We start from the raw sequence: 16052 nt of genomic DNA on the forward strand, positions 1-16052 counted from the left end.
CTCCTTTCCATCAGGAAGAGCAGCTTTCGCACTCTTCCACCTCCAGCGATTTGGAACGCACATAATAAATGGTTTTCACGCCGTTTTCCCATGCCTGCACATACAGATTCAGCACTTTGCGCAGCGTGTAGTCGTTGGTGATATACAGATTCATACTCTGGGCCTGATCGATGTGGCGCTGGCGCACGCCGCAGGCGCGCACGCTCCAGCTTTGGTCCATCTGGTGCGCCGCCTTGTAGTACCAATAGGTCTCCATGGACAGCTGCGGTGCAATGCGCGGCAGCATGCTGCCTTTTTTCTCCTCCAGGAAGAAGCGCTTCATAATGGGGTCGATACCTGCCGTGGTTCCCGAAAGGATGCTGGTGGAAGACGTGGGCGCCACCGCCAGCAGATAGGCATTGCGCATGCCCTGCCGGGCCACACGGGCAGCCAGTTCCCGCCACTGGGGCGAGGTGTAGCCCCGCTTTTCAAAATAGGCACCGGTCTGCCAGTCGCTTCCCTCGAAGAATCCATAGCTGCCCTTTTCCGCCGCAATGGAGCTGCTGGCCGCAATGGCCGCACGGTTGATGCGTTCAAACAAATCGTCCACAAATTCCAGATGCTCCTGGCTCTCCCAGCGCAGCTTATGTTTGGCCAGCATGTGATGATATCCGGACACACCCAGACCAATGCTGCGATAGCGCCGGTTGGTAAGTTTGGCGTAGGGCAGCGGATAGAAATTCAAATCGATCACATTGTCCAGCGCACGCACTGCCGCAGTGACCACACTGCTCAGCGCCTGGTCATCTTCCACCGGCAAATTGCCCAGGCAAAGGCTGGCCAGATTGCACACCACAAATTCGCCCGGGCGGGTGCGGGTGACCACTACGGTGTCTCCGTGCTCGGTTTCCACCGTCTGGCTGACCTCTTCGATGGGAGCCATGTTCTGAGCGATCTCCGTGCACAGATTGGAACAGTAAATCATTCCCTTATGGCCGTTGGGATTCATGCGGTTGACAAGGTCCCGGTTGAAGGTGAAGGGCGTTCCGGTTTCCACCGCGCTTTTCAGCACAAGGCGCACAATTTGCTTGACCGTGACCATGCGTTTGGAGATGCGGGGATCCGCCACGCAATCGCGGTACCGCCGCTCCCATTCTTCGCCCCAGTAATCTTCCAGCGCATACCCCTTCACCGTCAAAATTTCATGGGGGCACATCAGCGCCCATTCCGCGTCCAGATTCTCTTTGGCCAGTTTCCAGAACAAATCGGGATAGCACACCGCCGGAAACACGTCATGCGCTTTCATGCGGTCATCGCCGTTGTTGGTGCGCAGCTGCAAAAACTCGGGCAGATCTTTGTGCCAGGCATCCAGATACACAGCGACCGCTCCCTGGCGCATCCCCAGCTGATCCACTGCCACCGCCGTGTCGTTGACCAGACGGATCCACCGGATCACGCCGCCGGCCGCTCCCTCAAAACCTCGGATGCTGCCGCCGGTGGCGCGCACCTTGCCGAAATACAAACCCATGCCGCCGCCGAATTTGCTGACCTGCGCAAAGTTATCGATAGAGCGGTAAATTCCCGTGAGACTGTCGGGCACTACATCGATGAAACAGCTGGAGAGCTGATGGTATGGCTTGCGGGCGTTGGACAGGGTGGGCGTGGCCATGCTCACCTGCTGCAGGCTGAGCATGTCATAGAATTTTTTCACCCAGTTCAGGCGGTCGTTTTTCTCCAAAAGCGCCAGATGCAGCGCAATGCCGAGGTACATCTCCTGCGGCGTTTCCAACCGGACGTGGCTGCGGGAACGGATGACGTAGCGGTTCAAAAGAAGGTCCAGTCCGGCATAGGTGAACAGCCGGTCCCGGCTGTCATCCAGAAAGGACGCTGCCTGCTCCAGTTCCTGCCGGCTGTAACCGCTGAGAATGTATTCCCCGTACAAACCTTTTTCCGTCAGATAGCGCAGCTTTTCGTAGAAGCTGGAAACACCCCGCCGCTCCAGTTCCTGCTCCAGACCGAGGCCAAAGGAAAAGCGAAGCAGCCGAGCCGCCACATAATCCCAGGAAGGAGCTTCCGGGCTGGTCATTTCCACCGCGGCCTTGGTCAAAGCCTCCAAAAGCTGCGCCTGCTCCATGCCCGGCTTGCAGAACCCCGCAAACTTCGCCTGCAGCGCGCCCAGGTCGCACTGTTCGCCATAATCTTTCTGAATAGCGGCCAGGACCGGCTCCAGTGCAGGACACAGCGCGGACGCTGCGATCTGCGAGCGAAGCGCCCGCAGATGTGTGCGCTGATTCCGGTACAAAATATAGCTTTTGGCCTCACTGTAGTGACCTTCCTCCATCAGAACGCGCTCCACCACATCCTGAATCTCTTCCACGCTCCACTCCTGGGGGCGGGATGAAAGATGTTCCTCCACCCGCCGGAGCAGCTGTTCCAGACGCACCCGCTCCACAGGCGTCCGGGTATCGGTGAAAGCCTTGCTCATAGCGGTAATAATCTTTTCCGGCGTATAGGCCTGCCGGTCTCCGTTGCGCTTGATGATCGTGCGGTCCATGGCGATCTCTCCATTCACATATTATACTTATTTAGTATAATATGTATTCAGCGCCGCGTCAATCGGAAGTTACAAAAAAACATCCGTATTTTCTTTTGAAAACACGGATGTTTTTTATTTGATCACATCTACATGAACGCGGCTCTTTCCGCTGCGCTTGGCCGTGTACATGGCGCGGTCGACCCGCGCGTACCACGTTTCGAAAGGCATTTTTTCGCTGCTGCAAACAACGCCGATGCTCAGCGTCGGGCCCAGCTTGCCATACAGCTGGCTGGTCCGCCGGGCAAACAGCTGGCAGAACAGTTCCGCCTTATGCCGTGCAATGGACTCCGAATCCGTATGGCTGAGATACACCAGGAACTCATCGCCGCCAAAACGTGCGGCAACGTCATTTTCACGCACATTTTCTTTCAGGATCTTGCCCAGTTCCACCAGGACGCTGTCCCCTACCTGATGGCCCAAATGGTCATTGAGCTGCTTGAAGTCATCGATATCGATCAGCATCAAAGCGCCCTTTCCATCGTCCATTTCCAACCGGCGAACTGCCTCGCGCCGGTTGAGCAGATGGGTCAACGCATCCACCGTGGCCTCTTTGGTCAGCCGCTTTTGCAGTTCAATGGAAGTAGAAATATCCATAATGATGCTGATCATTGCGGCGCGGCCGTCCTCGGTGGTGATAAAGCGCCCCTTGTCATACACCCACAGATACGTTCCATTTTTGCGGCGCATCCGGTACTGCACCTGATACTCTCCCGGGCCGCGGAAACCACTCCAAACCTGTTTTTCCACCAGCGGAAGATCATCCGGGTGAATGATTTTTGCCATCTTGCCGCCGGTATCTTCCATCAGTTCCCGATAGGTATATCCCATATAGCCCAGCAGTTCGTCGTTGATCACGTACAGCGGGAACCCGTCTTCCATGTATCCGCCCATGATGCCGCCCGGAATGACGTCGCTCATCAGCTTCAGCAGTTTCTTCTGGGAGCTTTCCTGCATATGAACAACGTCCTGCCGGCCGTAATTCAGCGGAAGGAATTCTCGTTCCGGCTGGTGAATGGAGGGCGCCGACATATGAATGCTGCCGATTTTCCAGTCTCCGTCCCGCCGCACAAAGCCAACGGTCAGACGCGTTTGGAACTGCAGACGGCCACCTGCTCCATCGGAGGTATCCAGGTCCACCAAACAGAAGCTGGCGCACACATCCGGCGTGAGGCTTTTCTCACGGTAATTCAAAAGCTCATATTTGACGGGTTCGGAACTTTCATGAAACTCCTCACGCATCAGCACCGCCAGCGCCTGCTTGTCGGCGGCGATCTCATGCTCTCCGGTTCCCAGGCTGTAAACGTCCTCTGTCAGGAAGGAAAGACTTTTTTCCAAATCACGCTGCGTCAGGTACGCATCAAAAAAACGCTCCAGCGTTTCTCTTGGCTGAGATGGCACGTCGATCTCCCTCCTTTGACAAAAATCACTCCGGCATGAGCCGAAGCCATTCTGCGTTCTTTATAAAGTATAGGCTACCAATCCTGTAAAATTCTGTCAACTAGTGCCCAGTGGGATATCCTTATTTAAAACGATACATTCCCCACTATAAATAGACAAATTTTGATCAAATTGAAAATTTGACCCGAATTAGACCGCAAAAAAGACCGTGCCTTTCGGCACGGTCTTGAACAAAACGAGTTCGATTTATTTGCCCTGTTTGGCAGCCAGATCCGCCAAAGCGTCTTTGCGGGACAGGTTGATGCGGCCCTGCTGATCGATCTCGGTGACCTTAACCAGCAGCTCGTCGCCCACAGCGACCACGTCTTCCACTTTTTCCACGCGCTTGGTATCCAGCTTGGAAATGTGGACCAGACCTTCTTTGCCCGGCGCGATCTCCACAAACGCACCGAAGGTCATCAAACGGGTCACACGGCCTTTGTAGATGGCACCGATCTCGGGGTCTTCCACAATGGTCTTGATGGTGTGCAATGCGCGCTCGCCGTCTTCCTGGTTGATGGCGCTGATGAAGACGCTGCCGTCCTCTTCCACGTCAATCTTGCAGTTGCAGTTGGCGCAGATCTCCTGAATGACCTTGCCGCCCTTGCCGATGACGTCTTTGATCTTATCCACGTCGATCTTGAGGCTCAGCATCTTGGGCGCATACTTGGACAGCTCCGCACGAGGCGCCGGAATGACCGGCAGCATGATCTCGTTCAGGATATACAGGCGGCCTTTGCGGCACTTTTCAAACGCTTCCTCGATGATCTCATAGGTCAGGCCATCCACTTTGATGTCCATCTGAATGGCAGTGATGCCGTTCTTGGTACCGCCGACCTTGAAGTCCATGTCGCCGTGGAAGTCTTCCACGCCCTGAATGTCCAGCATGGTCATCCAGCGCTCGCCCTCGGTGATGAGGCCGCAGGAAATGCCGGCCACGGGCTCCTTGATGGGAACGCCCGCATCCATCAGGGCCAGCGTGGAGCCGCAGATGGACGCCTGGCTGGTGGAACCGTTGGAAGAAAGCACCTCAGAAACCAGACGCAGCGCGTACGGGAACTCCTCAGTGGAAGGAATCATGGGCAGCAGAGCGCGCTCAGCCAAAGCGCCGTGACCGATCTCGCGGCGGCCGGGGCTGCGGGGCGCACGGGCCTCGCCCACAGAATAAGGCGGGAAGTTGTAGTGGTGAATGTAACGCTTGGTCTCCTCCGTGGACAGATCGTCCATGATCTGCGCGTCACGCAGGCTGGACAGCGTGCAGGTGGTCAGGACCTGCGTCTGGCCGCGGGTAAACATGCCGGAACCGTGTACACGGGGCAGCAGGCCAACTTCGGCGGCCAGCGGACGGATCTCGTTGATGCCACGGCCGTCCACGCGCTTGCCCTCGTCCAGAAGCCAGCGGCGAACCACGAACTTCTGCATTTTGTACATGATCTCTTCGACGGTGGCCTCGCCCCACTCCTCGCCGTATTTCTCGGAAATGCGGTCACGGATGGGCAGCAGGCGCATGTCGCGGACGTTTTTGTCATCGGTGTCCATGGCGGCTTTGAAGTCATCCAGGAACTCAGCCTTCACAGCTTCGAACAGGTCGTGATCCAGCTCCATGGACTGGAACTCTTTCTTGGGTTTGCCGATCTCGGCCACGATGGAGTTGATGAACTCGATCATCTTTTTGATCTCCACGTGAGCGGCTTTGATGGCGTTCAGCATGGTGCGCTCGTCCACTTCGTTGGCGCCCGCCTCGATCATGACGATCTTCTCCATGCTGGCGGCAACGGTCAGCTGCAGGTCGCTTTTCTCGCGCTGCGCCTCGGTGGGGTTGACCACCAGCTCGTTGTCCACCAGACCCATGTAAACACCCGCGATGGGGCCTTTCCAGGGAATGTCGGAGATGGAAATGGCGATGGACGTACCGATCATGCCGGCGATCTCAGGGCTGCAGTCCTGGTCCACGCTCATAACGGTCATGACCACAGACACGTCATTGCGCATATCCTTGGGGAACAGCGGACGGATGGGGCGGTCCACCACACGGGAGGTCAGGATCGCCTTTTCACCGGGGCGGCCTTCGCGGCGCATAAAGCTGCCGGGGATGCGGCCCACTGCGTACAGTTTCTCTTCAAAGTCCACGGAAAGCGGGAAGAAATCAACGCCTTCACGGGGTTTTTCAGACATAGTGACGTTGCACAGCACACGGGTGTCACCATAGCTGATCATGCAGCTGCCGTTGGACAGGCCGCACATTTTGCCGGTTTCCACAATGAAGGGACGGCCGGCCAGTTCGGTTTCGAACTTGCGGTAATGGGGGAATGTCTCTTTCTTGGAGGAGAATTCCAATGCCATAATGTTGCCTCCTTATCAAAGCAATTTGATTTATTTTCAAGGGAGGCTTTAGCAACAAATCCAGCCCGCGTCGGCGCAGAAGACACGCGTTCGATTTATTGCTAACAACCTTCCCGTTGAATGCGAACAAAATACACCGAAAGGCAGAGGGCTGAGCCCGTCTGCCTTCGGTTAAAATGTTCTTATTTACGCAGGCCGAGTTTTGCGATCAGGGCACGATAACGCTCGATGTCCTTTTTCTTCAGGTAGGCCAGCAGGTTGCGGCGACGGCCGACCATTTTCAGCAGGCCGCGGCGGCTGTGGTGATCGTTTTTGTTGTCCTTCAGGTGCTCGTTCAGGTGGTTGATGCGCGCGGTCAGCAGCGCGACCTGAACCTCAGGAGAACCAGTGTCGTTCTCATGAACGCGGGCGGACTCGATGATGGTCTGTTTGTTTTCCATTTCAATAACTCCTCTTTTTCAAAATGAATGTGCCCAAAGCCCAGTGTCGGTACCAAGCGAGGATATGCCGGCCACCAAGCCCGGGTATGCCGCAGTACGGCAGCTTATATAGTATACCACACGCACTGCAAAAAAATCAAGCTGAAAACGCCATTTCACAGGGACTGTTTTTGAAAATAATCCAGCGAAGCCCGGGCGGCCCGGCGCACCATGGCGGCCAAATCGTTCACGCTTTCAAACTTCTCGGTGGGCCATAAGTATTTGTAAAAAGAAACCGTCACCTCGTCGCCGTAAATATCGCCGGAAAAGCCCGGCAGAAACGTCTCACAGGTGATTTTATCCTCGTCGCTGACGGTGGGGCGGCTGCCCAGCCCCGTGGCCCCCGGGTGCCGGGTGCCGTCAGACAGGGTGACCTGTGTGACATAAACGCCGCTTCGGGGGATCAAAAGTCCCTCGGGATAGGTGAGGTTGATGGTGGGGAACCCCAGTGTATGCCCCAGGCCCTGCCCCCGCTGCACACTGCGGCGCAGGCTGTAGGGCTGACCCAGCATGTCATTGACCGGCTCCATTTCCCCCTGGGAAAGGCAGGCCCGGATGCGGGTGGAAGAAACCGTTTGCCCCTGGTACTGTGCCATGGGCACCACATGCACTTCGATGGAACGCTCCGCGCAAAGCCGGCGCAGCACTTCCACGTTGCCCGCCTTGTCCTTGCCGAAGGTGAAGTTGTCCCCGCAGAACACGGCCCGCGCCCCCAGGTCCCGCAGCAGCACCTCGTCCACAAACTGACGGGGCGACAGGACCCGGAACTGCTCAAAAGGAGGGCACAGGTACAGCTCCACACCCAAAGAGGCAATGCGGCGCCGCTTTTCTTCCCCGGTGAGAATGCGGCGGCCCTTGAACCCGCCGGAAACCGGCAGGGAGAAGGTAAACGCCGCAGCGGTCAGCCCCCGGCTGCGGGCACAGGACACAGCTTCGCTCAGCACTGCCCGGTGTCCCAGATGGACGCCGTCAAAGTACCCCAGCGCCACAGCACTGCCCGCGCCGTATTCCATTTTGCCAAGCTCGGTAAATCGCTGCAACCGCCCTTACTCCCTTTCCACAAACAATTTTTCCGTGTGAAGCGTGCCGTTCTTTACCCGGCCAACGCCCAGAAAAGCGCCGTCCCGCTGCAGACGGACCAGTCCATCCGCCGCGGCGCACCGATACACGGGCGCGCCGTTGCGCAGGCGCTTTTCTCCCGTTTCGTCCACCTGCCAGACCGGCAAATGTGCAAACACGGTTTCCACGCTCAGAAGAAGCTGTTCCAGGCGCCCCTCGTCCCGCGCCTGCTGAATCTGCTCAAAACCCACCGCCTGCTCCTGCGTATAGGGGCCTGCCTGGGTGCGGCGCAGCGCGGCCAGCGTGGCGGGAACACCCAGCGCCGTGCCAATGTCCTCCACCAGCGTGCGCACATAGGTGCCTTTTCCGCAGGCGACATGCAGCGCGTATTCCCGCTCCGACACGCGGCCGGTCAGCGTCAGGGAATGGATGGTCACCGGGCGCGGCTTGCGCTCTACCGTTTCGCCGCGCCGGGCCGCCTTGTACAGCGGCTGCCCATTGATCTTCACGGCTGAATACATGGGCGGAAGCTGCATCTGCGGACCCAAAAAGCGGTCCAGCACCCGCCGCACCGCCGCCTCATCCAGATTCGGCGGAAGAGGTGCCTCTTCCAGCGTCTCACCGGTGACGTCACCGGTGTCCGTACGGCGGCCCAGCAGCATCACCGCATCATAGGCTTTGTCGGTGTTCTGCTGCATATCTACGGCTTTGGCCGCGCCGCCGATAAACACAGGCAGCACACCGGTCGCCATGGGGTCCAGTGTGCCGCTGTGGCCAATTTTTCTTGTTTTGCAAATGCCGCGCAGTTTGGCCACCACGTCAAAGGACGTGAAGCCCGCGGGCTTGTCCACAATCAGGATTCCTTGCACAGAGCACGCTCCACTTCTGACAGCAGCGCCGCCTTTGCATTTTCCATACTGCCCAGAATCTCGCAGCCGGCCGCCTGTTTGTGGCCGCCGCCGCCCAGATGCGCACAGATCTGCGCCGCGTCCACACCCACTTCGGTGCGCACGCTGACTTTGTAGCTTCCGGTGGGCTGCTGACGCAGCGTAATGCCCACGCGGACGCCCTCGATCATGCGGGGAAGGCTGGTGATGCCTTCCAGATCCAGCGGTTCCACGCCGGTGCGCTCGATCTGCTCCTTGGTCAGGCTGATGATGGCGCAGGCGCCGTCAAAATGATACTCCAGGCTCTCCAGCGCAATGCGCTCGATCTCCAGACGGCTGCGGGATTTGCTCTCGAACAAAATGTTGTTGAGTTTGACCAGATCCGCCCCCGCCTCGATCAGACGGGCCGCCACCAGATGTGTTTTTGCCGTTGTATTGGCAAATTTGAAGCAGCCTGTGTCTGTGGCCAGGCCTGTGTACAGGCAGTTGGCAATCAGCGGCGTGATGGAAACATCCATGGATTCAAACAAACTGTACAAAAGTTCGGCTGTGGCTGCCGCCTCGCCGTCCAGCAGCATGGCGTCGGCATAGCCGCCGTTGGAGGGGTGATGGTCAATGCACAGATCCACCCGGTCCGCATACTGGGAAACCGGATCGCCGAACAGCTGGATGCCCGCCACGTCCACGGCAACAATGTAGCGCGGCTCAAAAGAGCCGTCGTACATGCCGATCTCCATATAATCGTAGCGTGCGGGGATCTCGTCCGAACAGGTGACCGCCACGGTCTTGCCCAAGCCCTTGAGCACATGATACAGCGCCGCTGCGCTGCCAATGGTGTCGCCGTCAGGATTTTTATGGCAAAGAAGCAAGATGTTCTCTGCTTTCAAAAGACGGCTGATGACGGTCACCAGGTCCAAAATCTCACTCATAATTTCTCCTCTTTTACCCTTCGGGTCACTCTTCGCGCTTCAGTCCCGCGATCAGTTCATTGATGTGGGTGGCATACTTGGCCCCGTCATCCGCAAAGAAGCGGAATTCGGGCGCTTTGCGGATGTGCATGTGCGCGGCCACTTCGCTGCGCACATGTCCGGCCGCGCGGTTCAGCGCCTTGACGGCCTGCTCGGTGGCGTCATCCGCCCCCATTTTGCTGACATACACCTTGGCACTGGACAGATCCGGCGCCACTTCCACACGCATCACCGTCAAAAAGCCCTGGACCCGAGGATCCTTCATCTGGCCGATAACGCTGATCAGCTCACGCTTCATGTCTTCGGTCAGCCGAGCCATATTTTTGCTTTGTGGCATTGCTGATCTCCTTTCTTTGAGAGAAGGGGCGCGCTCAGTCGCGGTACTCTTCCATCACAAAGGCTTCGAACACGTCGCCTTCCTTGATGTCAGAGAACTTCTCAAGCCCCACGCCGCACTCGTAACCGGCGGCAACTTCCTTGACGTCGTCCTTAAAGCGGCGCAGAGAATCGATCTCGTCCTCGGTGATGACGATGCCGTCACGCACCAGGCGGATCTTGGCGGAACGGGTGATTTTGCCCTCCTGCACGTAGCAGCCCGCAATGGTGCCCGCAGAAGAGATTTTGAACACGTTGCGGACCTCGGCACGGCCCAGCTCCACCTCGCGGTATTTCGGAGCCAGCATACCCTTCATGGCGTCGTTCACGTCGTTGATGGCGTCATAGATCACGCGGTACATGCGCATCTCCACCTCAGCCTGCGCCGCCTCTTCCTTCGCAATGGGATCGGGACGGACGTTAAAGCCGATGATGATGGCGTTGCCGGCGTTGGCCAGCATGACGTCGGATTTGTTGATGGCACCCACGCCCGCGTGGATGACCCGCACGCGCACCTCGCCGTTGGACAGCTTCTCCAGGGACTGCTTCACCGCTTCGGCAGAGCCCTGCACGTCGGCCTTCACAATGATGGCCAGCTCTTTGCGCTCGCCCTCGGCGATCTGGCTGAACAGATTGTCCAGCGTAACTTTCTTATAGGCGGCGAACTGTTTCTCCTTGGCCTCGACAGCGCGCTGATCCGCCAGCTCACGGGCCAGTTTTTCGTCTTCGACCGCGTCGAAAATATCACCTGCCGCAGGTACTTCGGTCAGGCCGGTGATCTCCACAGGCGTGGAAGGACCTGCCTCTTTCAGATTGCGGCCCTGGTCATCACGCATCACGCGCACACGGCCCACAGCGGTTCCGGCGATCACGATATCGCCCTGATGCAGTGTGCCCTTCTGAACCAGAATGGTGGCCACAGGACCCTGGCCCTTGTCCAGGCGCGCCTCGATCACCGCGCCTTTGGCACGGCGGTTGGGGTTGGCCTTCAGCTCTTTGACTTCCGCTACCAGAATGATGTTCTCCAGCAGATCTTCGATGCCCTGACCGGTCAGTGCGGAAACAGGGACGCAGATGGTGTCGCCGCCCCACTCCTCGGGAACCAGCTCATACTGGGTCAGCTGCTCCATGACATGGGTGGGATTCGCGGTGGGTTTATCCATTTTGTTGATGGCCACGATCACCGTAACACCCGCCGCTTTGGCATGGTTGATGGACTCGACGGTCTGGGGCATGATGCCGTCATCCGCAGCTACCACCAGAACGGCGATATCCGTCAGGTTGGCACCGCGGGCGCGCATGGAGGTAAACGCCTCATGGCCCGGGGTATCCAGGAAGGTGATGACCTTTCCGTTTTTCTCCACCTGATAAGCGCCGATGTGCTGAGTGATGCCGCCGGCCTCGCCCGCGGTCACGCGGGTCTTGCGGATGGCATCCAGAATAGAGGTTTTGCCGTGGTCAACGTGACCCATGACCACCACAACGGGCGGCCGCTCCTGCAGGTCCTCCTCGCGGTCTTCGTCCACCTCGAACAGACGCTCCTCAATGGTCACGTGCACTTCGTGCTCCACCTTGGCGCCCAGTTCTTCGGCCACCAGAGAAGCTGTGTCGAAATCGATCACTTCGCTGATGGAGGCCATGACGCCCAGGCCCATCAGCTTTTTGATGACCTGCGCCACATTGACTTTCAGACGGGTGGCCAGTTCGCCCACCGCGATCTCGTCGGGAATGGAAACCTTGAGCTGCGCTTTGCGGGCCTTTTCCAGCTGGATGCGCTGCAGGCGCTCGGCCTCGGTCTCGCGCTTTTTCTGGAACGGCTGGTTGCGGTTTTTCTTGTTGCCGAACTTCTGCTTGTTGCCGGCCGGCGTGGGTTTGCGGCGGTTCTCCACGTTCTTGGTGCTGGCCAGATCGGTATATTTTTCGTTGAATTTATCCAGGTTCACGTCGGACACACGGGTATCCACCGTGACCGTGACCACTTCGCGCTTTTCGGGCGCGGGGCGGTTCGCCTTCTCCTCTTTGGGCATGCGGATGCGCTCTTTGCGCTTGGCAGGCGCGGCTTTCTGCTGCTGCGGACGCTGTGCCTCCGGCTTTGCCGCGGCGGGTGCCTGCGGTTTTGCGGCGGCCTGCGGCTTCGCCGCCTGAGGCGCCGGCTTCTCTTTCTCTTTTTCAGCGCCGGACGCCGGCACGCTGGACAGGTAAGCATCCAGGCTGGTCTCTTCATTCTGGGTGGTCAGCTTTTCAAACAGCTGGTTCAGTTCCGCATCCGTCAGCAGAGAAGAGTGTTTCTTCGCCTCGCCGGTCAGCTCGCTGACCATCTCCAGCAATTCTTTGCCGGGGATATTCAAATCCTTGGCAACATCACTCAGTTTATATTTAATCATGGGCGTTCCTCCTTAACTGGCGCCGCGCAGGCGTCTAGGTTTTTGCGGCAAAGCACCGCGAGGTTTTCATCGGTGACAGCAAATACGCCCGTAGGCTTTTTGCTGACGGCGGAAAGTTCAAACTGGGTCAGAGGCATATCCGCCGTTTCTGTTTCGTTCTGGCAAAACCGGACCACACGCTGGCGCGTGGCCGGGGAAAGATCGCCGGCGCAAAGCACCAGGCACGCTTTTCCCTGATTGACACTGTCTTTCACCGCGTCAAACCCCATTACCAGGGCGCCTGCCTTGCGGCACAGGGAAAGCGCAAACAACAGTTTATTCTGCATTCGGCTCCCCTTTTTCGATCTCGGCCTCCATGGCCGCATAAATTTCATCCGGAATGGAGACCTCCAGCGCCCGCTCGATGCGCCGGGCCTTGCGCGCCTTGGCAAGGCAGGCGGCGGACGGACACACATAGGCGCCGCGCCCCGGTTTCTTGCCGGTCAGGTCCAGCGACACGGTTCCGTCCTGGGCGCGCACCACGCGCACCAGTTCCTTTTTGGGCTTCGATTCGCCGCAGCCATTGCAGCGCCGCAGCGGAATTTTTCTCTGGGTCATACAGGTCTCCTTCCAATGCTTTGTAACGGAGCGGGAACTTCTCTGTTCCCCTGAGAATTTACTCCTCGGTCTTTTTCACAGGCGGTTCTTCGCCGTAATATCCGCTCTCCGGCCGGATATCGATATTATAGCCGGTCAGGCGGGCGGTCAGGCGGGCGTTCTGGCCCTTATTGCCAATGGCCAGGCTGAGCTGATGATCGGGCACCGTCACACGGCAGGCGCGCGTCTCACCTTCCAGAATCTCCACGCCCACCACGTCGGCCGGGCTGAGCGCCTCGCTGATAAACTTGGCCGGGTCTTCGTTCCAGCGAACGATGTCGATCTTCTCGCCGCCCAGCTCCTCAACGATCTTGGCCACACGCTGACCGCGGGGGCCGATGCATGCGCCCACGGGATCCACGTTCTCGTCCTTGGACCAGACTGCCATTTTGGTGCGGGCGCCCGCCTCACGGCTGATGGCTTTGATCTCCACGGTGCCGTCAAAGATCTCGGGCACTTCCATTTCAAACATACGTTTCACAAGGCCGGGGTGCGTGCGGCTGATCATCATGCGGGGACCGCGCTCGGACTCGACCACGTCCACCACATACACCTGCAGATGCTGGCCCTCGGTCAGGGTCTCGCCGGGCACCTGCTCATTGCGGGGCAGGGTGGCAACGCCGCCCTTGCCCAGTTCCAGCGTGACGATGCCGCGCTGCGGATCCACATTCGTGACCACCGCAGAAACGATCTCGTGCGCTTTGGACTGCATTTCCGCGTACATCTGGCTGCGCTCGGCCTCTTTCAGGCCCTGCCGGATCACATGTTTGGCCGTCTGTGCCGCAATGCGTCCGAAGTCCTTGGTTTTCAGCGGAATCTGGAACATATCGCCCAGTTTGTAGGTCTTGCGCTTTGCCTGCGCAGCCTCCAGGCTGATCTGTGTGCGGGTGTCCTCCACCTCATCCACAACCTGTTTCAGCAGGCTCACGTTGAACTTGCCGGTCGCCGGGTCGATCTCCACGGAAACATTTTCATCCTCAACGTCATAGTCTTTTTTGACTGCGATGACAATGGCGTTCTTGATTTTCTCCAGCAGGTATTCCGCAGGCAGGCCGCGCTCCGCCTCCAGCATGGAAAGTGCTTCAAAAAATTCTGCGTTCATTTTTCCGATCTCCGTCCTTCTCATAATTGGTTGTCTTAACCGAAGGTCAAAACAGGTCCTCGTCGTCGCACAGCTTGAAATAACTTGCGTCTTTGGTATCGATGGCCGCCAGAGTGCCGTCCTCCCGCTCCAGAGTGACAACAGTGCCCTCTTTTCCGCGCAGAATGCCGGTCACCTCGCGCTCGCCCGCTTCATTGGCACGAATGAGATGCGCCAGCACCTTCTGCCCGCATTTCGCCGCGAAGTGCGAATCCCGGGTCAGTCTGCGGCCAAGGCCGGGGCCGCCCACCTCCAGATAATAGCTCTGTGAAATGGGGTCCGCCTGATCGATCACCGGGTTGATGGCCCGGGTAGCCGCCTCGCATGCCGCGATATCCAACGGGGTATCCCGGTCGATGAAGACGCGCAGAAACCAGTCCGGTCCTTCCTTTTCAAAGCGCACATCCCAAAGCCGCAGGCCCAATTCCTCCAGCACAGGCGTCACCAGTGCTTCCACGATCTGCACCGTGCCGCCCACCTTTTCTTTTGCCATGCAAAACCTCCTGTCAACAAGGCCCTAACAACAGGAAAGAGCGGGCCTTGCGGTCCACTCTTTCCATAAAAACTTATCGTACTGTAATAATATAGCACATCGGTCCAAATTATGCAAGCCCTGTTTTCCGGGCGCAGTCGTAAAAGCGAAGCAGATTTTCCATGGTCAGACGCAGGTCGTCTGCCGCGCGGGACTTCATAGCCTCGTAGGGCAGCGCCACACGGTTGATGCTGAACACTCCCGTGACCCCCTGCTCATACACCTGCTCGATGTGATCGCCGATGTCGCCGACCACCGCCACCACCGGCACGCCCGCTTTCTGCGCCCGGTGTGCCACGCCAAGCACCACTTTGCCCCGCAGGGACTGGGTGTCCAGCTTGCCTTCGCCGGTGAACACCATTTCCGCTCCGTCCAGCATGGCGTTGAAGCCCACGGTATCCAGCACAGTCTCGATGCCCATCTGCATCTGTGCGCCCAGAAGCGCGGCCATTCCGCCGCCCATTCCGCCGGCCGCACCGGCGCCGGGCAGATCCAGAATCTCCTTGCCCGTATCGCGCCGAACCACGTCGGCCAGATTCTGCAGGCCTGCATCCAGCCGGGCAACCATGGCGGGGTCCGCGCCTTTCTGCGGGCCAAACACCGCCGCTGCGCCTGTCGGTCCGCACAAAGGCGTATCCACATCGCACATGGCAATGACCGGCACCTCTTTCAACCGGGGATGCAAATTTCTCAAATCAATGTGATCCACCTGCTTCAGCGTGCGCCCTACGGGCACAAACGAAGTTCCATTCTTATCCAGGAACACCGCGCCCAACGCCGCGGCCGCACCGCAGCCTCCGTCGTTTGTAGCGCTGCCGCCCAACCCTACCACCAGTTTTTTACAACCGGCATCCAGAGCGGCGGCCATCAGCTGACCCACGCCGTATGTGGTGGTGCGCTCCGCGTTCCGGGCGCCGCCCACCATAGGCAGGCCGGCCGCCGCCGCCATTTCCACCACAGCCGTCCCGTCCGGAAGAAGGGCGAAGAACCCGTTCGCCGGTTCTCCGTAAGGGCCCTGCACCGAACAGTGGCGCTTCTCGCCGCCCACCGCCTGCAAAAAGGCTTCCACACTGCCCTCGCCGCCATCGGCCACCGGCACGCACACGACCTGTGCGCCGGGAATTCGGCGGAGAATCGCCTCTTCCATAATGGAGCAGATCGTGCGGGAACTCATGGTTCCCTTAAAGGAGTCCGGAATCACAATAAACTTTCTCACGAGCAGCAGCTCCCTTTCCT

The 16052-nt window shown here is 58.6% G+C and carries 14 protein-coding genes; all 14 read right to left on the reverse strand.

The window, feature by feature from the left end; translation table 11 throughout:
* Nucleotides 1–10: 10 nt before the first annotated feature.
* A complete protein-coding gene (locus ACKTS9_RS06515) occupies nt 11–2533 on the reverse strand; it encodes a ribonucleoside-diphosphate reductase subunit alpha (protein ID WP_349216544.1) in 2523 nt (840 codons plus the stop codon).
* A 114-nt stretch (nt 2534–2647) separates the two neighbouring features.
* Complete coding sequence (locus ACKTS9_RS06520) at nt 2648–3973, reverse strand: diguanylate cyclase (RefSeq protein WP_407879722.1); 1326 nt, start codon at nt 3971–3973, stop codon at nt 2648–2650.
* Nucleotides 3974–4219: 246 nt separating this feature from the next.
* Nucleotides 4220–6355 carry a polyribonucleotide nucleotidyltransferase gene (locus ACKTS9_RS06525; RefSeq protein WP_349216542.1) on the reverse strand — a complete coding sequence of 712 codons (2136 nt, stop codon included), beginning with the start codon at nt 6353–6355 and terminating at the stop codon, nt 4220–4222.
* Between the two features lie 182 nt (nt 6356–6537).
* Nucleotides 6538–6795: a 30S ribosomal protein S15 gene (gene rpsO, locus ACKTS9_RS06530; RefSeq protein WP_349216541.1), complete on the reverse strand. Its 258-nt coding sequence runs from the start codon at nt 6793–6795 to the stop codon at nt 6538–6540.
* Between the two features lie 155 nt (nt 6796–6950).
* On the reverse strand, nt 6951–7874 hold the full coding sequence (gene ribF / locus ACKTS9_RS06535) for a riboflavin biosynthesis protein RibF (protein ID WP_349216540.1): 924 nt from the start codon (nt 7872–7874) through the stop codon (nt 6951–6953).
* Between the two features lie 6 nt (nt 7875–7880).
* Entirely contained in the window at nt 7881–8762 is an 882-nt protein-coding gene (gene truB, locus ACKTS9_RS06540) for a tRNA pseudouridine(55) synthase TruB (protein WP_407879726.1), read from the reverse strand.
* On the reverse strand, nt 8747–9709 hold the full coding sequence (locus tag ACKTS9_RS06545; RefSeq protein WP_349216538.1) for a DHH family phosphoesterase: 963 nt from the start codon (nt 9707–9709) through the stop codon (nt 8747–8749). The genes truB and ACKTS9_RS06545 overlap by 16 nt, the downstream gene beginning before the upstream one ends.
* 25 nt (nt 9710–9734) lie before the next feature.
* Nucleotides 9735–10085 carry a 30S ribosome-binding factor RbfA gene (rbfA, locus tag ACKTS9_RS06550; protein WP_349216537.1) on the reverse strand — a complete coding sequence of 117 codons (351 nt, stop codon included), beginning with the start codon at nt 10083–10085 and terminating at the stop codon, nt 9735–9737.
* Between the two features lie 34 nt (nt 10086–10119).
* Nucleotides 10120–12507: a translation initiation factor IF-2 gene (gene infB / locus ACKTS9_RS06555; RefSeq protein WP_349216536.1), complete on the reverse strand. Its 2388-nt coding sequence runs from the start codon at nt 12505–12507 to the stop codon at nt 10120–10122.
* Nucleotides 12504–12833 (reverse strand): L7Ae/L30e/S12e/Gadd45 family ribosomal protein, encoded by a 330-nt coding sequence (locus ACKTS9_RS06560; RefSeq protein WP_349216535.1) that lies wholly within the window; start codon nt 12831–12833, stop codon nt 12504–12506. Before ACKTS9_RS06560 ends, infB begins: the two co-directional genes overlap by 4 nt.
* Nucleotides 12823–13104: an RNase P modulator RnpM gene (gene rnpM, locus ACKTS9_RS06565; protein ID WP_349216534.1), complete on the reverse strand. Its 282-nt coding sequence runs from the start codon at nt 13102–13104 to the stop codon at nt 12823–12825. The genes ACKTS9_RS06560 and rnpM overlap by 11 nt, the downstream gene beginning before the upstream one ends.
* 58 nt (nt 13105–13162) lie before the next feature.
* Nucleotides 13163–14245, reverse strand: a complete 1083-nt coding sequence (gene nusA, locus ACKTS9_RS06570) for a transcription termination factor NusA (protein ID WP_349216533.1) — start codon at nt 14243–14245, stop codon at nt 13163–13165.
* A 46-nt stretch (nt 14246–14291) separates the two neighbouring features.
* Nucleotides 14292–14777: a ribosome maturation factor RimP gene (gene rimP / locus ACKTS9_RS06575; protein WP_349216532.1), complete on the reverse strand. Its 486-nt coding sequence runs from the start codon at nt 14775–14777 to the stop codon at nt 14292–14294.
* Nucleotides 14778–14886: 109 nt separating this feature from the next.
* On the reverse strand, nt 14887–16032 hold the full coding sequence (locus ACKTS9_RS06580; protein WP_349216531.1) for a glycerate kinase: 1146 nt from the start codon (nt 16030–16032) through the stop codon (nt 14887–14889).
* Nucleotides 16033–16052 lie beyond the last annotated feature (20 nt).

It is taken from the genome of Owariibacterium komagatae (assembly GCF_045865535.1).
Classification (GTDB): domain Bacteria; phylum Bacillota; class Clostridia; order Oscillospirales; family Ruminococcaceae; genus Ruthenibacterium; species Ruthenibacterium komagatae.